Genomic DNA, 21,979 nt, shown 5'->3' with positions numbered 1-21,979 from the left:
ATTCGCCATTTGTCAATGGCCTATTATTTGGTGGCGAAGTGTGCGACAGTGGCGTCCAACACCGAAAGCGCAAGGGAGCGAGCACACGTGACGATGTTCAGGAGTAATCCACCGGCGGAACTGGATGCGTCTGCCATCGGTCCCGAGGACAGGATCTTCGAGTTGGAGATCGCCGAGGTGACCCGCGAGACCGAAGATGCGATCTCCCTCGGCTTTGTGGTTCCCGAGCATCGAGAAGCGCACTTTCGGTACGATCCGGGACAATTCCTCACCCTCGAGATTCCCTGCACGGACGGCGGCTCGGTGGCCCGCTGTTACTCCTTCTCGAGCTCTCCGGTGCGCAACCCATTCCCCACCGTGACCGTCAAGCGCATCCGGGACGGACTGGCATCACACTGGTTGCACGACAACGCTTTTCGCGGGATGCGACTCAAAGCGCTGAAACCGTCGGGCATGTTCGGACCCGAGGGCTGGGACGTGGATTTCGTCCTCATCGCCGCCGGCAGCGGCATCACCCCGATGATGTCGATCCTCAAAACTGCTCTGTTGCAGCACAAGAATCGAATCACCCTGGTCTACGCCAACCAGAACCGCGACTCGGTGATCTTCGCAGAGCACCTGACCGAACTGCAGTCGCGCTTCCCCGAACGACTCGACGTTCACCACTGGTACACCTCGGAATCGGGGTTACCCACCGCTGCCGGACTGGCCTCGATGAACGTGACGACTCCGTCCGACTGCGAGGCCTTCCTCTGTGGACCGACGCAATACATGAACGTCGCCGAGGAGTGGCTCGCTCGCACCGGTACGACGGCGCACAGAACACACCGCGAGGTGTTCTCCTCATTCGACTCGAATCCGTTTCAGGCCAGGGGCGCGTCGATTTCCGACGAACCCGGCGCGAACTCCGTGGCCGCTCAGGTCGAGATCGACGGAATGGAGACCGAGTTCACCTGGAATGCAGACACGAAGCTGCTCGACCGACTTCTCGAGCTGGGTCTCGACCCGCCGTACGTGTGCCGCGAAGGAACATGTGGCGGTTGCGCTTACACACTCACCGAAGGCACCGTGACCATGCTCGCGAACGAAACTCTCGACGAGTACGAACTGCAGCACGGTGTCCGATTGGCCTGCCAGTCCGTACCCGATTCCACAAGCGTTCGTGCGGTGTTCGACCGCTGATGTCGAGGAGGGCGCTCAGCTATCGAGCGTCAACGTGTGCGGCTCCGAGGTGAAGATAGCGGCCGATCCCGCAGCGCGCGCTATGCCCGCGATACCGCCCCAGACCATCATGGTGAGGTAGTCGATGAGCTCGTCGACCGTCATGGTCCGGTCGAACATCCACCAGTGCGACGCCAACCGCACCGCGCCGATCATGGCAAAGGCGATGGGCATCGAACCGCCCGTGGAGAACTCCCGCTCTCGGAATCGGTCGGCGATGACGGAGGACAGTAACTCCGCGATCAGTCCCTCGGACACGGTGATGATGTCCTGGTTGCCGCTGACTGCATTGTTGGATTGGACGTAGATGTAGATTTCGGGATCTGTGGCAACCGTAGTGACGTAGGCGGAAATCACTGCGCGAGTGAGGTGATACTCATCGAGGTCCTCGGACATCGCATCCTGGATCCGCGGCACCAGTGCAGTCTCGACGTATCGAGCCATCGCAGCGTCGGCGAGACCCTTTTTGTCCGCGAAGTGTTTGTACAGAACGGTTTTCGAGACACCGTTCGCTGCGGCGATGGCATCCATACCCACGTCGTGTCCATGCTCACGAATCGCTGCCAGTGTTCGATCGAGCAGTTCACGTCGCCGGGTGATTCTGTGGTCGCGCCACCGGTCGCTTCGCCCGTCCACCTTGACCACCGCGCTCATGCCGACTGCGGTACCGCTCGTGATCCCCTCAGCAGAATCGACGCCACCAGCTCCGGATCGTCCGACATCGGAACGTGCCCGAGACCCGGGTACGTCGTCACTTCGGCCTGCGGAAAGGTTCGACGCACGAGCGGTGCCTGATAGACCGGCAGAACCAAGTCACGACGGCCCCACGCGACGGTGACGGGAACGGTCTCGTCGACCGGAATGCTGAAGCGCGGCACTGCATTTCCGGCTGCGTCGATCGCACGGTTGGTGGTGATGCTGAGTGCGTCGATCGTGGCCGTCGCTGCGGGAACTCGCCACGGCTTGGCGTAGAACACGCCGTTGGCGATCGTGCGGCCGACGACCGAACGCATGACGGTAGGTGCGATCGGGCTGATCACTCGAGACAACGCTCGCAACAGTCGGAACACGAGGAGCGCCCGGGTCTGATCCCAGTGTCCGCGAAAGAATCCGGCCGGTGACAGGGCGGTCGCCGAGGCGACCGACCCGCGGGCAGCCAGTTCGAGCGCAAAGTAACCGCCCAGCGAATTTCCGGCCACGTGCGGCTTCTCGCCGTCCACCGCCACGTGCTCGAGGAATCGCTCCAACTCGGCCACGATCCACGGACCCAGGTCGAATTCCTCGGTGGGCAAGTCCGGTGACGCGCCGTGACCGGGCAGGTCCACCGTCACCACTCGTCGATGCCGCGCCAGTATGTCGACGACACTGTCCCACGCATGTTGTCTGTGCACGATGCCGTGAATGAGCACCAATGTAGGGCCCTCACCCCGGATGGTGTGCGCGAGGGTCAGACCGTCGATGTCGGAAGTCACTGCGTGCCGACCTTTCTCGGCCAGATGCGGTATACGGGCGCGATATCCGCCCCCGCCACACGGGCGTTGTCCGCTCGGCCGAACGTCATCGATTCCGTCAGATCGTCGAATCGTGCGTCGATCCTGTCGAGAATGTAGTTCTGCCGCACCGACCAGGGACGTTCGGTCCCCGATTTGGGTAGCTCGTTCAAGGAACGCGTGACGTATCCGGAGGCGAGGTCGACGACCGGACGAGAGTCCACGGCCTTGCCCTGTCGGTCCGGGATCGCATGGGTGTAGCCGTGAGACCGCATGTACACCAACAGTTTGGCTACTGCCTGCGCCGTCATGTCGGCCTTGAGCGTCCACGATGCATTCGTGTACCCGATGGACCATGCAACGTTGGGTACGTCCTCGAGCATGTGACCCTTGTAGACGAACTTGTCGTGCACCTCGAGCCGCTCACCGTCCAGAGACAATTCGATACCCCCGAACGCCTGGAGCTTCAATCCGGTTGCGGTGACGATGATGTCGGCGGGGATCTCGTCACCAGATTCCAACCGGATCCCGTCGGCGGTGATCTCGGCTATCCGGTCGGTCACCACGGTCGCGCGGCCGGAGCGAATGGCCTTGAAGAGATCGCCGTCCGGCACGACGCACAGCCGCTGGTCCCACGGGGCATACGTCGGCTTGAAGTGCTTGTCGACGTCGTATCCACGCGGAAGCTGCGCCTTCGTCATCGCCCGGAACACCCTGCGGGCCGTCTTCGGCGCACGTCGACACAGCTGATACGAGCCGACCATCAACAGTGCATTGCGCCACCGCAGTGCACTGTGCGCGAGGGAGTCCGGCAGCACACGCTGAGTGAGGGTGGTGAACGGATCGGTCATCGGCAACGACGCGATGTAGGTCGGCGAGCGCTGCAGCATCGTCACCGACGCAGCATCGACCGCGAGCGAAGGCACCAAAGTGATTGCGGTCGCGCCACTTCCGATGACAACGACCCGCTTACCGGTGTGGTCGAGACCTTCCGGCCACTGCTGGGGATGCACCACCTGCCCGGTGAACTTCTCCATCCCGGGAAGATCCGGGGTGTACCCACCCGAGTAGTCGAAGTAGCCGGTACACAAGAACACGAATCGACTTCGATACGTCCGCGGCACGCCGTCGGACAGCGTGTCGACGGTCCATAGGTCGGTCGACGAATCCCAGTTCGCCGCAACGACGGAGGTAGAGAAGTGCGTGTGCTCGTCTATGCCGTTGGTGTGAGCGGTATCGACGATGTAGTTACGAATGTCTTCGCCATGGGCAAGCAGAGTGTTTCCCTGCCAGGGCGTGTGCGGAAACGAGAACGTGAAGATATCGCTGTCCGAACGAATTCCCGGGTACCGGAACAGATCCCAGGTACCGCCTGCTCGCTCGCGCCCTTCGAGGATCGCGTAGCTGAGCTCCGGTGCCATCTCCTGCAAGCGATACGCGGCTCCGACTCCCGAAATACCCGCACCGACGATGAGCACATCCCTGAAGTTGTCGTGGATCGAACCGTCGACCTCGGGCCAAGTATATGCATTCATCGACGCGCCTCGCTGTCTCACCGAACACCATCGCCCGGACGCCGACCCAGCAGCGACACCGCGACTAACATCACATAATGTGCCATTGACTGGTGGCGGTGTCAATGGCAGCCTTCGTGACAACACAGACAGGAGCTGTCATGGACCGCTTTCTCTTCGTTGGGTGTACACCCAACGCAACCGGAACCAGTAGCCGATGACTCCCGTGGCGGTCGGGGCTGCGGGAGTCATCGCGCTGATCCTGCTCACGTCGAGAGGGTCGGGACTGGACTTCGACCGGCGCTCGTTGTCGACGGCCTACTCAGCACGTGCGACGCGCGCACGCCGTCGAACGTGGTGGCCGCGTTCGACGAAGTAGTCACAGCACGCCGAGCAGCACAATTACGACTACTCGTCGTAGTGACCCGAAACACCCGTGGTCGGACGTATGTTTCGGACCGTCGAGTTCGACTCATACTTACCGGCGTCGTCCGCGACGTCACCGCTCCGGTTTCCGGAGACGACCTACACGAAAGAGGGATACCGATGGCCGACTTCATCGACAAGGCTCAGCACAAGGCAGAAGAACTGGCCGGGACTGCGAAGGAGAAGGCCGGTGAGGCCACCGGTGACGACAGCCTTCGCGCCGAAGGGGCCACCGACCAGGCCAAGGCCAACACTCAGCAGGCTGCAGACAAGGTTTCCGACGCCGCCGAGAGCGTTGCCGACTCCGCGGCCGGCGCTGCCAAGCAGGCCAAGCACGCAGCTGCAGACGTAGCCGACAAGGCAGCCGAGACCGCCGCAGACGTCAAGAGCACCGTCCAGGACAAGGTCGAGAACGTCGACGTCGGCGACGTCAAGGAGAAGGCCTCCCAGGTCGCCGACAAGGCAGCCGAGAAGGCCTCCGCCGTCGCCGACGACGTGAAGACCACGGTCCGCAACATCGACAGCGAGGATGTGGCCGAGGCCGCGAAGGTCGGCACTCCGATCATCGCCGCCATAGCAGCCGCCGCCGGTGCCGTCGCATTCGTGCTGATCCGTCGCCGCAACCGTCGCCGCAGCGCTGCACACCTGTTCGTTCCGTCGAAGCGCACCACCCGCAAGCTCGCCAAGAAGGCGCGTAAGCACAGCTTCTGAAGGTGATCACCCGAAAGCCCCGCCTCGTTTTTCGGGCGGGGCTTTTGCTCGTTCTACAGCGGTTTCAGCGCCCGGCTGGGCACCCAGTGTGTGACGGTTTCACTCCGGTCTCGCGACATCAGTTCGTAGGTGACGCGACCCAACCAATCGCCGTCGACGGTGATGGACCATTCGACCAGATCCCCCGGGACCACGCGTCGAACATCGAAGCCTTCCGGATTGAACTTCGACGCGTGATGTGGCGGTAGCGGGTAGAGGACGTTCAGATCGATCCACACCTTGAGTGGTGGTCTGAGCATCTTGAACGGACGCACGGCAGACGCGGGTCGAGGTTGAGCGCGTCGTGCCATCGTTCGATCATACGTTCGATTCGGACGCAGTCATACCTGTCCCCGCAACGAGAAACGGCCACCCGCACACGAGGTGCGGGTGGCCGTCTTCGATCAGGATGAATCAGATGCCGAGCGATCCTGCCAGGAACGGCCAGGACTTGTGCAGGTCGTCCTGCCAGTAGCCCCAGGAGTGGTTGCCGACCGGACGGAAGTCGACAGTTGCCGGGATTCCCAGCTGGTCGAGACGCTTGGCCAGGTTGGACGTGCAGAAGTTGGTGGCCAGCTCGATGCCGCCGCCGACGATGACCTGGTTGGCGAGCGTCGCCGGGTCGTTCTTCAGTCGCGGGTTGGCGAAGGTGTCGTTCGGGATGCCGGGCAGTCCGCTGCCGGTGCTCATGTAGATCTGGGTGCCGCGCAGCTTCTCGGCGTTGAGCAGCGGATCGTTCTCGCGCCACACGGGGCCGTCGAGCGGGCCCCACATGTTCTCGACGTTTCCGCCGCCGTACGTCTCGACGACGAGCTTGACGAACTGCTGCCCGATCGGGTCCGAGGTCTGCGCGCAACCGCTGTATGCCGCGACACCGGTGAACTTGCCGGGGTACTTGATTGCGATGTTGAGAACCGACGTGCCCGTCATGGACAACGCTGCCAGCGACTGGCGACCGTTGGTGTCGAACTGGGCGTCGATCAGCGGAGGCAGTTCTTCACCGAGGAAGGTGCTCCACTTGTTGCTGCCGAGCTTCGGATCGTCCTGCAGCCAGTCGGTGTAGTAGGACCACTTGCCCTTCTGCGGAGTCACGATGTAGGCGTTCTTGTCCGACAGGAAGGCCTCGGCGTCGGTCTGCGACTGCCACGATGCGGCATCCTCGCCGCCACCTGCACCGTTGAGCAGGTACAGCACCGGACGCGACACGCTCTCGTCGGCGGGGCGCTGCACCGTTACCGGAATGGTGCGGTTCATCGACGCGGAGTACACCTGGAGCTGAACCTGGCGGCCGTCGAGGGTGTTCACCGATTCGATTCGCGAGCCGTTGCTCGACTGAGTCGTTGCGGCGGGCAGTTCGTCCGCGGACGCGACGGGCGTCATCAGCGCGGTCGGAAGAATCGCCACTGCGAGGGCGACGGCCGCAGCCGAACCGAATCGCTGGAAGCCGTGTCGTCGAGATCGTGGCACGCTGTTTCACCTTTTCGTCGAGTTACACCGGTCGAGTTTCTACATCGGCCGAAGATGAGGTGACGTTACCTCGAGCAAACGTCCCGAGCGTTATGGACCGGACGAATCCGAGACGCGATCGTGATGCTCGCGCTCGGCCCTCGAACCGAGGACGAGACACACCAGGATGACGATCACCGCCACGACAACACCGACGGGAAGTGGCGAATAGAGCCAGACAATGGGCGGCACATAGTCGTCGGATGTCCCATCCGTCCAACCGAACACCCGCGGCGGTACCGGTGCCGACACCGAGAACAGCGTCAGTGCGAACGGTACGAGCGGACCGATGGTCGACGCCACCGTGCGCGTCACTCGTGCCGATCCGACGAGCAATCCGACAGCGATGGGATGCAGCACGCAATAGCACACAGTCCCAACGGTATTGATCGAGTCGTCTCCGATGGGCAGTAGACCGGTGGCCGTCACAACGGTCAGCAGTGCACACGCGGCGGTGGTGAGATCGCGTCGCAGGCCCACTCCCACCGCTCCGACGAACAACACCGCGGCCACGACGAGTACCCACCACGACGCGTCGCCCCACCCGAGCGCATTGACTCCTGATGCCGCTATCGCCAAGCCCGACATCACGTATCGGCCGTCGAGGCCACCGAGGTCGAACGCAACACCGTATGCCACCAAGACGACGATGGCGACGGCGAACATCCACGTGGCCGCCGTCGACGTCGTATTGCCCAGATAGATGTAGACCACGAGACAGACGAATCCCAGCACGAGAGCGGCTACTGCGTCGGAGGTTTCGAGTCGGCCCACGGATGCCCGCCGGACGGCCACGAGCAGCACGACAGTGGTTGCGAGAAGGAGGAGTAGCGGGACCGTGGATTCCACCAGATACGGCCCCAGCCCGTCCATCCACCGACCCTCACGCGGTCCGCGTAGCCGGGAGATCGCGCTGTAGAACAACATCGAGCCCAGCAGTCCTCCTGCAAGGCCGCCCGACGGGAGCCTGCGTCCACCGGCGATGAATCCGCAGATGCCGACCAGAGCGCCGGCACCGAGCGCATTGGTCGTCACCGCTTGGTTGGCCGCGATCGGTACGAAGGACGGCAGCGCCACCAGCAGCGAGCCGAGAACGGTTGCTACGGCAGCCGATATCCGGGGGCGACGGCGATGGACCGCCACGAGCACGAGCACCGCCATCAAAACAGTGATAGAGCCAGCCCATTGCGCGGTGACGAACGCTCCGTACCACTTCCCCGTCGACTCGATGTGGAACACATCCTGGCCGAGGGATTCACGAATCGAATATCCGGCCACGAATCCGCCGATGGCCGTGGCCACTACGGGCAATACGCGATCCGCTGCAATCACGCGTTCAATGTAGAGGGCTTCCCAATCGACGGCCATGTGTGGTCTATTCGACGCGAACCCAACGTCAGGAGTGCGCCATGTTTCGTCGTATCACCGTCACGGTTGCTGTCGTCGCAGGTGCCGCCGCACTCGGAGTCGGTACCGCCAACGCCGACGAATGGCCCGTCGCGCCGCCGTACCCGAGCCCGACTGCTCCGCAGGACGTCACCGGAGTGTTCGTCACCCCTCAGGACCCGGACTACTGGAATCCCTTCGTCAGCGAGAATCGACTGACGTCCCCGTACGGCAACAGCACTCGCATCGTCTGCACCGGATTCCATGGCGTACTGCTGGAGTGCTGGCAGGCCGACTCGAACGGCAACCCGCACAAGCTCATTCCGCTGAGTATGGACTACCCGGGTTCGACGGGTCATTTGCTCCCCGGCGGCGGTCCAGGGCACTTCGTCTATCCCGGCTACATCCCCGGCATCGGCTGACCCTGTCGACACCGGCAGCAACTGATCTGAGTGTCCACAATTTCGCCCTCGAAAGCGGGATTCCGTACGAGGGTGACAATAGTGGGCGCTCAGGTCAGTTGTACGGCTTGCGCGCCGTTTCCGGGTCGCCGTAGGTGATTGCCCGTTCACGTCGCGTTCCACTGAGAAGTGTTGCGCCCCAGTTGATCAGCGTCCCGGCTCGGTTGCGTTTACCGGCCAGGAATGCGATGTGGATGACGCCCCACGACACCCAGCCCAGGAATCCCGACATCTTCAGCGGCCCGGCCTGCACCAGCGCGTGGCCGCGGGCGATGTAGGCGGCAGTGCCCAGGTCTCGATACTTGAAATCCGAACGCGCAGAACCGGATACATCTGCTGCGATTGCTGCGCCCGCTGCACGTCCACCCTGCATCGCCACTTCGGCGACACCGGCCAGACCGTTCAACGCCATGATGTCGCCGACGACGAACACGTTGCGGTGACCCGGTACGGACAGGTCGGGCTGCACGGCGATCCGTCCGGACCTGTCCTGCTCGACGCCCAGGGCGTCGGCCAGGTGCTTCACGAACGGAACCGCTTCGACGCCTGCGGTCCACAGCACGGTGCGAGTGTCGTGGCGTGTGACGGTCTTCGGTTCGGCCTTGGCCGTCACCTCGACGTCGGCGGCCGTGACGTCGGTGACGTGAACGCCGAGATGCGTTTCGACTCCGACCGTGTCGAGGGTGCGCTGGGCCTTCTTCGTCAGGGAGTCTGGGAACGATTCGAGTACGCGGTCGCCACCGTGAAAGAGGAGCACCTTAGCTTCGGACGGGTGGATCGAATCGAATTCCTTCGCCAGCGCCCGGGTGGCGAGTTCCCTGATCTGCCCGGCCAATTCGACTCCGGTGGGCCCTCCACCGGCGACGGCGAAGGTGAGCCAGGGGCGACGCTCTTCGGGGGTGGGCAGGGACTCGGCCATCTCGAATGCCGAGATCAGTTTTCGCCTGATCGCCAAGGCGTCGTCGAGGGTCTTCATGCCCGGTGCCCACTGCACGTATTCGTCGTGGCCGTGATACGCCTGCTGCATTCCGACGGCAACCACGAGGTAGTCGTACGGCAACTCGAACGTCGACCCGTCGAAGCGGCTCGCCGTCACCACTCCGCCATCGCCCACGGTTGTCACCGAGGTCGCTTCACCGAGAGCCACCTTCACGTTCTTCTGCTTGCGCAACAGGTGCCGCAACGGGCTGGCGATCGAGCCTTCGGAGAGAAGGCCGGTTGCGCACTGATAGAGCAGCGGCTGAAAGACGTGAGAGGTGCCTCGTTCGAGAACGGTGATGTCGACATCCGAACCGTGCAGCCGGCGGGTTGCATACAACCCGCCGAAGCCGCCGCCGAGGACCAGGACCCGTGGACGTGACATCGTCGATACTCTCCCTCGATCCGACCCGCAGAACACAATTCCTCGCGCGTCACAGCGTACTCGAGGGCAACGGCGTGCAGCCGTCCCCCGCCGGGCCGCACCCCGGTCTTGGGTGCGGCCCGGCAACGTACCGACAACAGTTCAGCCGAGCATCCGCTGCATCGTGTCGATTTCCTGCTGTTGCGTGGCCACGATCGTGCGGGCCATCTCCTGCGCGTCGGGGTTCGAGCCGTCCGCAATCTCGTTGTTCGCCATCTCGATCGCGCCCTCGTGATGCTCGATCATCATCGTCAGCCACTGACGGTCGAACTCCGGGCCCGACAGACCGGTCAGGGCGTCCATGTCCTGCTGGGACATCATGCTCATACCCGAGCTGTGGTCCATTCCGCTCATCTCACCCATGTCCGACGGGGATGCGGGCTGACCCCATTCGGCGAGCCAGGCCGTCATCCGGTCCATTTCCGGTTGCTGCGCGGCTTGGATCGCCGACGCCAGTGCCACGACGTCCGGATTGTCGGTGCGACCTTGGACCATGTCAGCCATGTCGACGGCCTGCGCGTGGTGCGGGTACATCATCCGCGCGAACATGACGTCGGCGTCGTTGAACTCCGCCGATGCCGATGCCGATGCCGATGCCGAATCCTGAACGGAAGCCGATGAGGTAGTCGACATCGACGAATCCGACGTGGTGTCGCTGCTGCAGCCGGCGACGAGGAATGCGCTTACGGTGGCGGCAGCCACCGAAGCGACGAGTGTTGTACGCATGTGAATCTCCTTGAACGAGTGTGCAATACAGGGATCTAGGTATGTCGATCCGCCGGTGGTCGTGCGTCCACCGGGCTGCCTGTCACACTCGCAAGGTCACCGATCTGTCCAACTCCCACAGAGTCCACGGCGGCGCACGCTCCGATATGGAATGGACGCGCCCACCGATCCCGTCCTCCGACATGACCGAGTGGACGCCATCGACGCTCGTCACCGGGACCGACAGCGCAGCCCACGACACGGTGGTTCCCGCGCACGGATGCATCATCTGATGTGCCGACGGGCAGTCGTGCTCACCGACTGCCACCTGAACCGGGTCCTCGTGGTGGGTCGCCGACGCCATGGCCGCATGCTCGCTTTGTGCCGACGTGGTCGGCGTCACCGAATGCATCAGCAGTACCCCGAGGATCGTCAATGCGATCAGCAATCCGGTCGCCGAGGCAAGGCCCGGGCGACGGCGTCGGATCACTGAATGCATGTCACCGACGATAGCAAGACATACCCCCCAGGGGTAGCGGTCAGGGCATTCCGGCTCGAACCGAGGGACTTCCGACTCTGTCTGCGCTCCAGCGAACCGGCCATGCTCGAGGTGTACCTGAACACGACAGTCAACGAACGGGAATACAACATGAATGCATCGAGTCGGGTCGTCGTCGGAGTCGACGGATCTGCCACATCGCTCGACGCGGTCCGTTGGGCAACGCGCGAGGCTGTTCGACGCCACGCCCCGCTCGAGTTGGTCACGTCGTCACTGTTCGCACCGGGAACCTACGGCGATGCCATCAGCCTCCGGATCGGCGCGTTCGCAGATCCGGACGTCGAGGCCAAACGGGTCCTGACCGCTGCGGTCGACGTTGCTCACAAGACCGCGGCAGGCAATTCACTGATTCTCGACACTCGTCTCGAACATGGCTCGGCTGCACGCAATCTGACGCACTTCGACGTCGCACCTGCCTTGATCGTCGTCGGTTCGAGGGGCCTCGGTGAGTTCACCGGCGGATTGGTCGGGTCGGTCAGTACCGCCGTCGTGTCACACGCCAAGTGCCCTGTTGCAGTGATCAAGTCGAACACGGTCAGCGACGGGCCGGTGGTCGTGGGTGTGGATTGCACGTCCAACAGCCAGCCGGCCATCGGATTCGCGTTGCGCGAGGCGTCGATGCGAGGTGTCGACCTCGTTGCCGTACACGCGTGGAGCGACCTCGAGCTCGGGAGCGTGCTGACCCGCGACGAAGAAGGTCCGTGGGCCGATTCCGAACTGGCAGAGAAGACTTCGCTGGCCGAGAGCCTGGCCGGGTGGTCGGAGGACTACCCCGACGTCACCATCCGCCGGGTGGTGGTTCAGGACAGACCCGTTCGCGAACTGGTCCGCGCCTCCGAGAGCGCGCAGCTGATCGTGGTCGGTAGCCGCGGCCGGGGCGGCTTCGCCTCGATGCTGCTCGGATCGACCTCACGCGCGGTGCTGCATTCGGTCGATGTCCCCGTCGTTGTCGTACCCACGAACCGATGACCGCGTCCACCACCGAGACCACCTACAGCTCCGATGAACTCGACGCCGATCTGCGCTACTGGGCTGCCGCGAACTACCTCACGGTCGCCCAGATCTACCTGCAGGACAATGTATTGCTACGGCAACCACTGACGGTGGAACACATCAAGCCCCGACTGCTCGGGCACTGGGGCACCAGCCCCGGTCTGTCGATGATCTACACACTGCTCAATCGCCTCATCTGCCGAACCGGTTCGGATTGGCTGTATGTCACCGGTCCCGGTCATGGTGGCCCGGCGTTGGTCGCGAACACCTATCTCGAAGGCACGTACAGCGAGATCTATCCCGACATCTCGCACGACAGCGACGGTGTGCGTCGTCTGTGTCGCCAATTCTCCACTCCCGGTGGCATTCCGAGCCATGTGAGCGTGCAGACCCCCGGCAGTATCCACGAGGGTGGCGAGCTGGGGTATGCCCTGATCCACGCAGCGGGCACGGCGTTCGACAACCCCGATCTGGTGGTCGCCTGTGTCGTCGGCGACGGGGAGGCCGAAACCGGTCCGCTGTCGGGTTCGTGGAAGATCCCGGCGTTCCTGAACCCGGTTCGTGACGGCGCAGTGCTGCCCATTCTGCATCTCAACGACGCCAAGATCTCCGGCCCGACAGTGCTCGGGCGCAGCACCGATCAAGCGATTGCCGACTACCTCGGCGGTCAGGGTTGGGCACCGATCTTCGTCGAGGGCGACGATCCGCGAGAGGTGTTCCCGGCCTTGCAGTTCGCTCTCATCCGCGCCCACGACGATATTCGGAGAATCCAGCGTGCGGCCCGCGGCGGCGAGTCGCACCACGGAAGTGCATGGCCTGCAATCGTCTTGCGTACCCCGAAGGGCTGGACCGGGCCACACGAGGTCGACGGCAAGCTGATCGAGGGAACGCACTGGGCCCACCAGGTCCCGCTGTCCGGCGTCCGCGAGAACCCGTCGCATCTGGCGCAGCTCGAGCAGTGGTTGCTCTCCTACGATCCCGGATCACTCTTCGACGACAACGGCGTACCCGCGGCGCACATCAGTGAACTCACTCCGACGGGCGACAAGAGGCTCGGGGCCACTCCCCACGCCAACGGCGGTGTGCTGTTGCAGCCCTTGGTCATTCGTGAGCTCGAGAACTACGCTCTGACGATCGACTCCCCGGGACGCATCTCGCACGAGACGACCACCGTACTCGGGGAGATGATGCGGGATATCTACCTCGACAACGCACGACCCGACGGCGGTGGCACTTTCCGCCTGTTCTGCCCCGACGAGACCGCCAGCAACCGTCTGCAGGCCGTGTTCGAGGCCACCGACCGATGCTGGCAGCTGCCGACCACCGAGTTCGACGACAACCTGGCCGCCGACGGCCGCGTCATGGAGGTGCTCAGTGAGCATCTGTGTGAGGGCTGGCTCGAGGCGTACCTGTTGTCGGGCCGACACGGATTGTTTGCGAGCTACGAGGCTTTCGCGATGGTGAGCGTGTCGATGCTGATTCAGCACACCAAGTGGCTGCAGCATGCGGCCACTCTGGCCTGGCGAGCACCCGTCGCCTCGTTGAACGTGCTGCTCACCAGCACGTGCTGGCGCAACGACCACAACGGGTTCAGTCATCAGGGGCCCGGACTGATCGACGCGGTGATCCCTCTGGCACCGGATGTGGTGCGCGTGTGGCTGCCACCGGACTCCAATACTCTTCTCGCCGTTGCCGACCACTGCTTTCGGAGCCGCGGACACGTCAATGTGCTGGTGGTCGACAAACAGAGCCATCCCCAGTACCTGACGCTCACCGAGGCTCGCGCACACGCAGCAGCCGGTGCCTCACGGTGGGACTGGGCCGGTACCGAGAACACCGACAAACCAGGCGACCCCGAAATAGTCCTGGCCTGCGCCGGCGACGTTCCGACCGAGGAGACTCTCGCTGCAGCGGACCTGTTGCGTAGCTGGACACCCGAGCTGCAAGTACGCGTGGTCAACGTCATCGACCTGATGGCGCTGCTACCCGTCGCCGATCATCCACACGGGTTCTCGGAGGATCAGTTCGCCGATCTGTTCACCGAGTCGGTCGATATCGTCTTCGCTTTCCACGGCTACCCCCGGGCGGTGCACCAGCTGCTGCACGGCCGCCCGAACGCGCAGAGATTCCACGTCCGCGGCTTCATCGAACAAGGCACTACCACAACACCGTTCGACATGGTGGTGCTCAACAAGATCAGTCGCTACCACCTGGCGATCGAAGCACTCGACCGAGCACACACGGTGCCGGCCGGTGCCGAGGAACTGCGGCAGCACTGCCGGGACCAACTGACCCGGCACGACGCCTACATCCGGAAACACTTCGAGGATCTACCCGAGATTCGCGAATGGCGGTGGTCGTGACGGATCGGTTGCTATCCGCGAGCGATGATCAGCGGACAGTCGACGCGGTGGGCCAGTGACCGAACGGTGGATCCGAGCAGCTGGCCACTGAAACCGGTGCGTCCGCTCGAACCGACCACCACGGCCTCTGCGCGCACCGCCGCGCCCAGGATGCGTTCGACGACGTCGCCGCGCAGCACTGTCTGCTTCACCACCACGTCGGGATACAGCTCGCTCCACCCGGACAGGTTCTCGGCCAACACGGTTCGGCCGGTGGACACAATTGCCTCGGACTTGTCCGACGTCGACGCGTCGGGTGACGAGACGAGTCGGTCCGTCGACACGTGGACTGCAACAAGGCCAGTGCCCCGAAGCGAGGCCTCCTCGAAGGCCAGCCGGACGGCCTCCTGGTTGTGCGCCGAGGCGTCGACTCCGAGGACGACCGGTCCCCGTGCCGAATGTAATTCCACGCTGCGCGGCACGATGACTACCGGACAGCGCGCCTGCACAGCCACCGCCGTGCTCACAGAGCCGAGCAGCTCGGCGAAGTACTCGCCGTTGCCGCGTGAGCCGACCACCATCATCGACGCGGTGGCGGACTCGTCGATCAGCGCCTGAACAGTCGGTCCGACAATCGGTTCGATCATGATCGTCAGCGCGTCGGGTTTCTCGACCGACCGCCGCGCGACGAGGGATGCCGACGTCAGAATCGAATCAGCACGTGCATTCTCCTCGGAGCCGAGGTGCGACGGGAGTGCGACGAAACTGGTGTAGAGGGCCCTGATTTGGTACGCAGACACCAGCTTCAACGGTGCTCCGCGTAAATCGGCTTCGCGTGCGGCCCAGCCGACCGCGTCGAGTGACGAACCGGATCCGTCGACGCCGACGACGATCGCCTTCGAGTTCACGGTACTCATGCGTGCGGCACAACGAGGACGGGGCATTCGGCGTGCCGCAAGACTTTCGTCAACGTGCTTCCCGGCACGCGATCGCGCTCGTGCCCCACCACCAGCAGCTGTGCAGTGTCGGACACCGCGATCAGTTCCGAACCCGCATCGGCCTCGGCGTAGACCGACGCGACCCGCACCGAAGGATAATCGGCGCTGAAGGGTTCCAACCGGACGTCCATTGCCGACTCGGGGTGCAGATGGTCGACCGGACCGCCGATGGCGCTGGCCAGAATGGTCGAGACAGTCTGGGTGTGCACGGCCAACACGCTGGCCCCGCGCATCGACGCTTCGTGGAATGCCTGCGCCACAACGAGGTCCGATGCCGAAACCTTCGCGTCTCCCAGAGCGGCGACGACCGCGCCGTCGCGCTCGGAATCGAAGGTGTGCACGATCGCCACGGGGTTCGGTGAGCATTCGACCACCGTGCGCACCATGGATCCGAGAACCCGTGCAGCGATCGAATTCTCGGTCTTGGCACCCAATACGATCAGGCACGCAGACGCTGCTTCGGACAGCATCACCGTTTCCGGGACACCCTGTAGAACAACAGCTTCCACGATGACGGTCGGGTCGCTCGCCCTCGCTATGATCGCGGCCTGGTCCAAGACGGTTCGCGCATAGTCACCGTCCACGTCGGGTGCTCCGTATACCGTTTCACGCTGAATCTGGGGTTCGATCACATGTACCAGTCGCAGTGATGTTCCTCGGCCTCGCGCCTCACGCACTGCGAAGCGCACTGCATCGAGCGCGGCCGTCGATCCGTCGATTCCGACCAGAACGGGTCCGGTGGTGTGTGAGATGTTCATCGGGTTCCTCTCGGTGGTGCGACGCAGGATCAGCACCGTCACCGAAAACGCTACGAGCTCATCGCCACTCGCGGTAACGGCCGGAGGTCATCGAAAGAGGTGACCAACGACTGGAGCCGTCAGGGCAGTGGTACCGCCCACGTAACATCGGTGCCGCTGCCGGAGGCACCGGGGCAAACGGTCATGGTCCCGCCGCACTCGGCCGCACGGGCCCCCAGGTTGGACAACCCACTGGTGGTGGTGTTGTCGGGCATACCGACCCCGTTGTCGGACACCACGATTTCGAGCTCGTTCCCCACCGACAGAGTAACGGTCACAGTGTCGCCCTGGGCGTGATGAACGACGTTGCTGACAGTCTCGCGGACAACGGCAACGGCATGATCGGCGAGTTTGGTGTCGACGACCGACAGTGGTCCGAACATCCGCACGACGGCACGGATATCGACGTTCTCGGTGAGTTCGAGTACCGCGCTGTTGATACGTTGCCGCAACCGTGTTGCGGAGTGGGATGTGCTCTGCAGGTCGAAAATGGTCGTCCTGATGTCCTGCACCGTGTCCTGCAGGTCGTCGATCGTTCTGGACAGACGCTGCCGTAGGTCCGGGGACTCGGTGCGCTGCAGGGTGCTCTGCAGCGCCAATCCTGCAGCGAAGATCCTCTGAATCACGTGATCGTGCAGGTCACGGGCAATACGATCCCGGTCGGACAACACGTCGAGTTGATGCATCCGCCGACTGGCGTCCGCGATCTGCATCACCAGCGCGGCCTGGTTGGCGAAGTTCGAGACCAGTTCGAGTTGGGTCTCGTCGAACGGTCCCCGCCCCGCGGCGCGCAGAACCACCAGGACTCCACTGACGCCCTCTGCCACGCGGAAGGGTGAAATCATTGCGGGTCCGAAAGCAGAGCCCAGTTCCTTGACCCCGTAGTCGAGTCGCTCCTTCCGCAACGCTGTTCGACGCCGAAAGGCTACTCCCGAGCTCGAGCCCTCGATCGGAACGACTGCCCCGATCATTCGATCGGCCCCGAGCCCGTCGCTGACCGTGACGACGAGTTGCGTGACATCCCCGAAGGCTTGGTCTGTGTCCTCGGGTACCGCGATGAACGCCGCATCGGACCCGGTCAGGTGCAACGACTTACGCGCCACCATCTGCAGTACTTCGTCGATGTCCGTCCCGGAAAGGAGCTCGGTGCCGATGTCCCGCGTTGCCTCCATCCACGCCTGACGCACCCGCGAGTCCTCGTACAGTCTCGAGTTGTCGATGGCGATGCCGGCGGCGGACGCCAACGCCTTGGTGACGACTTCGTCGTCCTCGGTGAACTGCTTGCCGCCCTTCTTCTCGGTGAGATAGAGATTGCCGAAGATCTCGTCGCGAACCCGAATCGGCACTCCGAGAAAGGTTTTCATCGGAGGATGGTTGCGCGGGAACCCCACCGATTCCGGGTGCGATGTCAGATCGTCCAGACGTAGCACTTTCGGTTGGTCGATCAATAGTCCGAGTACCCCGCGTCCGGTGGGGAGCGGGCCGATGGCCACCCGGGTGTCCTCGTCCATGCCGTAGTTGATGAACGCACTCAATCCGTGGCCTTCTCCGCGCACGCCGAGCGCACCGTACTGGGCGTCGACGAGCTTGACGGCCGATTCCACGATCGAACGCAGCGTCACCTCCAAATCGAGTCCCGAGGTGATGACGAGCATCGCGTCGAGCAGACCGTCGGCTTGAATCCTCGCATCGGCGATGCGACCGATACGATCCTGCACCTCGGCAAGCAGCTCCCCGAGCCGGAGTTGCGGTAGCGAAGACCGGGTTTCCCCGTGCTGGTCATCCATCCCGGGACCCCGGTTTCCGGTGGGCAGGCGGATCGCCGTCGGCGAGCTTCGACGCATACACCGCAGCTTGGGTGCGGCGTTCCATCCCGAGCTTGGCGAGCAGCCGAGACACGTAGTTCTTCACCGTCTTCTCCGCCAGGAACATCCTGGCCGCGATCTGTCGGTTGGTCAGGCCCTCTCCCAGCAGATCCAGCAGGGTGCGCTCCTGGGGCGTGAGGTGATCGATAGGGCCCGATGACGCCGTCCCGGCTCGCAATTTGTCCATCAACGCCGCGGCTGCACGGTTGTCGAGCAGCGACCGGCCGGAACCGACGTCCTTGATCGCTCGGGTCAGTTCCATGCCGGTGATGTCCTTGACGACATAGCCGCTCGCGCCCGCGAGTATCGCGTCGAGCATGGCCTGGTCCTCGGTGAACGAGGTCAGCATCATGGTCTTGAGGTTCGGCAGTCGATCGAGAAGCTCACGGCACAGTTCGATGCCGTTGCCGTCGGGTAGCCGCACGTCGAGCACCGCGACGTCGGGCTGCAGGGCCGGAATTCGGGCCAGCGCCTGCGCAAAACTACCTGCCTCGCCGATGACCTCGAGATCGGGATCGGAGTCGATGAGGTCGATCAGACCGCGCCGCACGATTTCGTGATCGTCCACCAAGAACACCGTGACCACGTCGACACCCCTCTACCTGCGTCCATGTCGAACGCCTCGACTTCTGAGCCTACGGGGGACGGGCGGCGGTGGTCCGACCTTTCGTCACCGAAACAGAGGACCAAAGTCCTCGGTCCAGGTGTTGTTGTCCTGCCGCGCCCGAGGCTGTGCGCGGCGTCTGATGGATGTTCGACACCACGACCGAGGAGGAAATCGATGGGTCCACTTCCGACCATCGTCGGGGTCGACGGTTCGGCGGCGGCTCTGGACGCGGTGCGCTGGGCCGCTCTCGACGCACGATTGCACCTGTCCGATCTGCTTGTCGTCTCGGCGACGTCGCTGCCCAAGGTCTTGACCGGGTTGGGCGTCCTCCCCGATACCGTGGTGCACCAGGCCAGATCGGAAACCGACCGAATTCTCAGCGAGGCCCGGGAGACTGCGTCTCGTGGGACGGCGACAGTCACCGTCGATACCGTCTCGTCCGAAGCCTCTGCGGTGTCCACATTGCTCGAACTGTCCGAGACGGCCCGCATGGTGGTCATTGCCACGCGGGGGCTCGGTGGCACCGAGCAGCGGTCACTCGGCTCGATCGGATTCGCCGTCACCACTCATGCTCGCTGCCCGGTCACCGTGGTGCGTGGCTGGACCGACGGCAGTATCGACCACGCGATCCAACCGGTGGTCGTGGGCGTGGACGGCACCAAGGCGAGCGCTGCCGCAATGACGTCGGCGTTCGAGGAGGCGGATGTTCGATCGGCACCACTGACTGCGGTGCACTCCTGGTCGGACACGGATCTGTCGATCGGCTTCCCGATTCGAGGAATGGAGTGGCCGGACAACCGACGCGCGGCTGCAGATCACTTGGCGCGGCTGCTCGAACCGCACACTCGACTCCATCCGACGGTGTCGGTGCGGTCCGTGGTGGTCAAGGACAAACCGGTGCAGGCACTTCTCGATCACGCCCAAGGTGCTCAGCTGGTGGTGATCGGTAGTCACGGACGCGGCGGCTACGCGGAGATGATGCTCGGCTCGACCAGCCGGTCGGTGCTGACGCGAGCGCACTGCCCGGTCACCGTCGTGCCGTCGCCCGGTCGCCTCGCCGCTGTTACCCACCGGCCCATCATGTGACTGTCCCCGACCGGACAATGCCGTTCGTCGACCTACGAGGGTCCTAATGCCCTACGACGGCCGGGCCGAGCCGAGCACGCTGTGTTCATGAGCCGACCGGACACCGCCGCCTACGCCATCGAAGTACGCGCACTGAGCAAGAGCTACGGCGGGAAGCTCGTCATCGACGACCTGTCGTTCGTCGTCGAACCCGGCACCGTCACAGGCTTTCTCGGCCCCAACGGATCGGGTAAGTCCACCACGATGCGATTGATCGTCGGATTGGATCGCCCCAGCGCGGGCACCGCACTGATCGGGGGCGTCGAGTACGCGCAGCTGCACCGCCCACTACTCACGGTCGGCACCTTGCTGGATTCCGAGGCCGTCCACCCGGGCCGGACCGCATACGACCACTTGTTGTATCTGGCTCAAACTCAACGTATCCCGGTCACACGCATCATCGACGTACTGAAGCTGGTCGGTCTACGCGACGTCAGTGGCGGCGCGCATTCTGCACCTGAATCGCTGCATTCATCACTGCTCGATTCCTTGTGAGCACACGCGCTGGTCCAGCGCGTGTCTGCCCTCGAGCAACCCTACGGCGAATCGAGCCCATGGGGAACACTCGTCGAGATCGGAGAGCCCCTCAGAACTCGAAAACCTGACGAGCGGTGACGCGTCCGGCCATCAGGTCGTCGAAGCAGTCGTTGACCTCGTCGAGTTTGCGCGACACCGCCGATACCGTCGTTCGTCCGGCCTCGTGCAGTGCGAACACTTCACGCAGATCTGTCCTGGTGCCGACGATCGAGCCGAGTACCGAGATTCCGCCGACCACCGTCTCGAAGATCGGGATCGGGAACACGCCGTGCGCCGGCATCGACACGCACACCAGACGTCCACCGCGGCGTAGCGACCGGAAGGCCTGATCGAACACACTCGGGATGACGGCCAGGACGATCGCGACATCGGCTCCACCGAGCGCCTGAATTGCCTCCACCGGATCGGTCGTCGCCGAGTTGACGGTGTGGTCTGCGCCGAGTTCTTGTGCGAGGTCGAGTTTTTCGTCCTCGATATCGACCGCGGTGACGAAGCCGCCGGCGATCTTGGCGTACTGCACCGCCATATGACCGAGCCCGCCGACACCGAAGATGGCCACGCGCTGCGCCGGGGTGACGCCACCGACCTTGACAGCCTTGTACGTGGTCACGCCGGCACAGGTCAGTGGGGCAGCGTCGAACGAGGAGATCCCGTCGGGAACATGGACGACATACTTCGCATGGGCGACAGCGTATTCGGCGTACGCACCGTCGATCGAGTAGCCGCTGTTCTGTTGCGTGTCGCACAGCGTCTCCCAACCCGAGACACAGTGATCGCATTCGCCACATGCCGAACCGAGCCACGCGATGGCGACTCGCTCACCGATTCTGTCCTTCGACACCTGCGACCCGACCGCCTCGATCACTCCGATGCCCTCGTGCCCGGGGACGAAGGGCAAGGTCGGCTTGGCCGGCCAATCCCCCTGCGCAGCATGGATATCGGTGTGACACACACCGCACGTCTCTATCTTCACCAGCACCTGTTCGGGCGCGGGCTGCGGTATCGGGATGTCCTTGACTATTAGGGGCCCGCCGAACTCGGTGACAACAGCTGCTTTCATCGTGAACTTCCTCCAACATCAGAAACCGGTGCCGTTCTCGACCGTCGAGCAATGCACACCGTCGATGATCGGCGCTGCGGCGGTCGGCGCGTAGGGCCGGAAGTCATCGACCGGTCGGGACGTCTCCCGAGGTGCGCGTGGGGAGGCAAAAGGCACAGCAGTCATGGACTTTCGTCCCTGGTGACTCTGGCGATCAGGGGCCACACTAGGCACCATGGACACTTCTGCACCCTCC

General features: G+C 63.8%; 22 protein-coding genes. 7 read left to right on the top strand and 15 right to left on the bottom strand.

Annotation, left to right across the window (positions count from 1 at the left end; all coding sequences use genetic code 11):
• Positions 1 to 93 precede the first annotated feature (93 nt).
• Positions 94 to 1,182 (top strand): ferredoxin--NADP reductase, encoded by a 1,089-nt coding sequence (locus tag VF34_RS06985; protein WP_045841231.1) that lies wholly within the window; start codon positions 94 to 96, stop codon positions 1,180 to 1,182.
• A 15-nt stretch (positions 1,183 to 1,197) separates the two neighbouring features.
• Here the strand turns inward: VF34_RS06985 and VF34_RS06980 are convergent, their stop codons facing one another.
• Genes VF34_RS06980 through VF34_RS06970 form a run of 3 tightly spaced genes read right to left on the bottom strand, consistent with a single transcriptional unit; the run spans position 1,198 to position 4,246 of the window.
• Positions 1,198 to 1,875, bottom strand: a complete 678-nt coding sequence (locus VF34_RS06980) for a TetR/AcrR family transcriptional regulator (RefSeq protein WP_052057081.1) — start codon at positions 1,873 to 1,875, stop codon at positions 1,198 to 1,200.
• The gene (locus VF34_RS06975; RefSeq protein ID WP_027495603.1) at positions 1,872 to 2,672 is read right to left on the bottom strand and encodes an alpha/beta fold hydrolase; all 801 of its coding nucleotides are present in this window, start codon (positions 2,670 to 2,672) and stop codon (positions 1,872 to 1,874) included. Before VF34_RS06975 ends, VF34_RS06980 begins: the two co-directional genes overlap by 4 nt.
• A gap of 17 nt (positions 2,673 to 2,689) precedes the next feature.
• Positions 2,690 to 4,246, bottom strand: coding sequence for a flavin-containing monooxygenase (locus VF34_RS06970; protein ID WP_045841150.1), 1,557 nt, complete (start codon positions 4,244 to 4,246; stop codon positions 2,690 to 2,692).
• A 525-nt stretch (positions 4,247 to 4,771) separates the two neighbouring features.
• Between VF34_RS06970 and VF34_RS25855 the strand changes: the two genes are divergently transcribed.
• Positions 4,772 to 5,362, top strand: coding sequence for a CsbD family protein (locus VF34_RS25855; RefSeq protein ID WP_080731925.1), 591 nt, complete (start codon positions 4,772 to 4,774; stop codon positions 5,360 to 5,362).
• A gap of 53 nt (positions 5,363 to 5,415) precedes the next feature.
• Here VF34_RS25855 and VF34_RS06960 read toward each other — a convergent pair whose 3' ends face one another.
• The 3 genes from VF34_RS06960 to VF34_RS06950 form a co-directional block, all read right to left on the bottom strand.
• Positions 5,416 to 5,712, bottom strand: a complete 297-nt coding sequence (locus VF34_RS06960; protein WP_027495602.1) for a hypothetical protein — start codon at positions 5,710 to 5,712, stop codon at positions 5,416 to 5,418.
• A gap of 103 nt (positions 5,713 to 5,815) precedes the next feature.
• A complete protein-coding gene (locus tag VF34_RS06955) occupies positions 5,816 to 6,781 on the bottom strand; it encodes an alpha/beta hydrolase (protein ID WP_205914390.1) in 966 nt (321 codons plus the stop codon).
• Positions 6,782 to 6,958: 177 nt separating this feature from the next.
• Positions 6,959 to 8,239, bottom strand: a complete 1,281-nt coding sequence (locus tag VF34_RS06950) for a hypothetical protein (protein ID WP_155289617.1) — start codon at positions 8,237 to 8,239, stop codon at positions 6,959 to 6,961.
• Positions 8,240 to 8,316: 77 nt separating this feature from the next.
• Between VF34_RS06950 and VF34_RS06945 the strand changes: the two genes are divergently transcribed.
• On the top strand, positions 8,317 to 8,715 hold the full coding sequence (locus VF34_RS06945) for a hypothetical protein (protein WP_032374986.1): 399 nt from the start codon (positions 8,317 to 8,319) through the stop codon (positions 8,713 to 8,715).
• Positions 8,716 to 8,809: 94 nt separating this feature from the next.
• Here the strand turns inward: VF34_RS06945 and VF34_RS06940 are convergent, their stop codons facing one another.
• The 3 genes from VF34_RS06940 to VF34_RS06930 all read right to left on the bottom strand — a co-directional run bounded on the left by VF34_RS06940 (position 8,810) and on the right by VF34_RS06930 (position 11,360).
• Entirely contained in the window at positions 8,810 to 10,117 is a 1,308-nt protein-coding gene (locus VF34_RS06940) for an NAD(P)/FAD-dependent oxidoreductase (protein ID WP_032374985.1), read from the bottom strand.
• 141 nt (positions 10,118 to 10,258) lie between these two features.
• Positions 10,259 to 10,882 (bottom strand): DUF305 domain-containing protein, encoded by a 624-nt coding sequence (locus VF34_RS06935; protein WP_032374984.1) that lies wholly within the window; start codon positions 10,880 to 10,882, stop codon positions 10,259 to 10,261.
• Positions 10,883 to 10,964: 82 nt separating this feature from the next.
• A complete protein-coding gene (locus VF34_RS06930; protein ID WP_032374983.1) occupies positions 10,965 to 11,360 on the bottom strand; it encodes a DUF6153 family protein in 396 nt (131 codons plus the stop codon).
• A 150-nt stretch (positions 11,361 to 11,510) separates the two neighbouring features.
• Here VF34_RS06930 and VF34_RS06925 point away from each other — a divergent pair, with 150 nt between their 5' ends.
• Both VF34_RS06925 and VF34_RS06920 read left to right on the top strand, forming a co-directional pair.
• Positions 11,511 to 12,389, top strand: a complete 879-nt coding sequence (locus VF34_RS06925; protein ID WP_032375146.1) for a universal stress protein — start codon at positions 11,511 to 11,513, stop codon at positions 12,387 to 12,389.
• Complete coding sequence (locus tag VF34_RS06920) at positions 12,386 to 14,776, top strand: phosphoketolase family protein (RefSeq protein ID WP_045841149.1); 2,391 nt, start codon at positions 12,386 to 12,388, stop codon at positions 14,774 to 14,776. The genes VF34_RS06925 and VF34_RS06920 overlap by 4 nt, the downstream gene beginning before the upstream one ends.
• Before the next feature lie 11 nt (positions 14,777 to 14,787).
• Here the strand turns inward: VF34_RS06920 and VF34_RS06915 are convergent, their stop codons facing one another.
• The 4 genes from VF34_RS06915 to VF34_RS06900 all read right to left on the bottom strand — a co-directional run bounded on the left by VF34_RS06915 (position 14,788) and on the right by VF34_RS06900 (position 19,001).
• The gene (locus tag VF34_RS06915; RefSeq protein WP_052718642.1) at positions 14,788 to 15,672 is read right to left on the bottom strand and encodes a universal stress protein; all 885 of its coding nucleotides are present in this window, start codon (positions 15,670 to 15,672) and stop codon (positions 14,788 to 14,790) included.
• Positions 15,669 to 16,511 (bottom strand): universal stress protein, encoded by an 843-nt coding sequence (locus tag VF34_RS24295; protein ID WP_139278416.1) that lies wholly within the window; start codon positions 16,509 to 16,511, stop codon positions 15,669 to 15,671. Before VF34_RS24295 ends, VF34_RS06915 begins: the two co-directional genes overlap by 4 nt.
• A gap of 119 nt (positions 16,512 to 16,630) precedes the next feature.
• Entirely contained in the window at positions 16,631 to 18,337 is a 1,707-nt protein-coding gene (locus VF34_RS06905) for a GAF domain-containing sensor histidine kinase (protein WP_080733394.1), read from the bottom strand.
• Entirely contained in the window at positions 18,330 to 19,001 is a 672-nt protein-coding gene (locus VF34_RS06900; RefSeq protein ID WP_032374979.1) for a response regulator, read from the bottom strand. The genes VF34_RS06905 and VF34_RS06900 overlap by 8 nt, the downstream gene beginning before the upstream one ends.
• Positions 19,002 to 19,196: 195 nt before the next feature.
• On the opposite strand from VF34_RS06900, the gene VF34_RS06895 reads away from it, so the two are divergent.
• Together VF34_RS06895 and VF34_RS06890 are read left to right on the top strand one after the other, a co-directional pair.
• A complete protein-coding gene (locus VF34_RS06895; protein ID WP_032374978.1) occupies positions 19,197 to 20,108 on the top strand; it encodes a universal stress protein in 912 nt (303 codons plus the stop codon).
• A gap of 87 nt (positions 20,109 to 20,195) precedes the next feature.
• Complete coding sequence (locus VF34_RS06890) at positions 20,196 to 20,642, top strand: ATP-binding cassette domain-containing protein (RefSeq protein WP_080733408.1); 447 nt, start codon at positions 20,196 to 20,198, stop codon at positions 20,640 to 20,642.
• 91 nt (positions 20,643 to 20,733) lie between these two features.
• On the opposite strand, the gene adhP is transcribed toward VF34_RS06890, so the two are convergent.
• Both adhP and VF34_RS24930 read right to left on the bottom strand, forming a co-directional pair.
• The gene (adhP, locus tag VF34_RS06885; RefSeq protein ID WP_032374977.1) at positions 20,734 to 21,744 is read right to left on the bottom strand and encodes an alcohol dehydrogenase AdhP; all 1,011 of its coding nucleotides are present in this window, start codon (positions 21,742 to 21,744) and stop codon (positions 20,734 to 20,736) included.
• An 18-nt stretch (positions 21,745 to 21,762) separates the two neighbouring features.
• The gene (locus VF34_RS24930) at positions 21,763 to 21,909 is read right to left on the bottom strand and encodes a hypothetical protein (protein WP_155289616.1); all 147 of its coding nucleotides are present in this window, start codon (positions 21,907 to 21,909) and stop codon (positions 21,763 to 21,765) included.
• Between the last annotated feature and the right edge of the window lie 70 nt (positions 21,910 to 21,979).

This window comes from Rhodococcus sp. PML026 (genome assembly GCF_000963615.1).
Taxonomy (GTDB): domain Bacteria; phylum Actinomycetota; class Actinomycetes; order Mycobacteriales; family Mycobacteriaceae; genus Rhodococcoides; species Rhodococcoides fascians.
The sequence above is the reverse complement of the archived record's forward strand: the minus strand, read 5'-3'. Positions and strand labels throughout refer to the sequence as shown.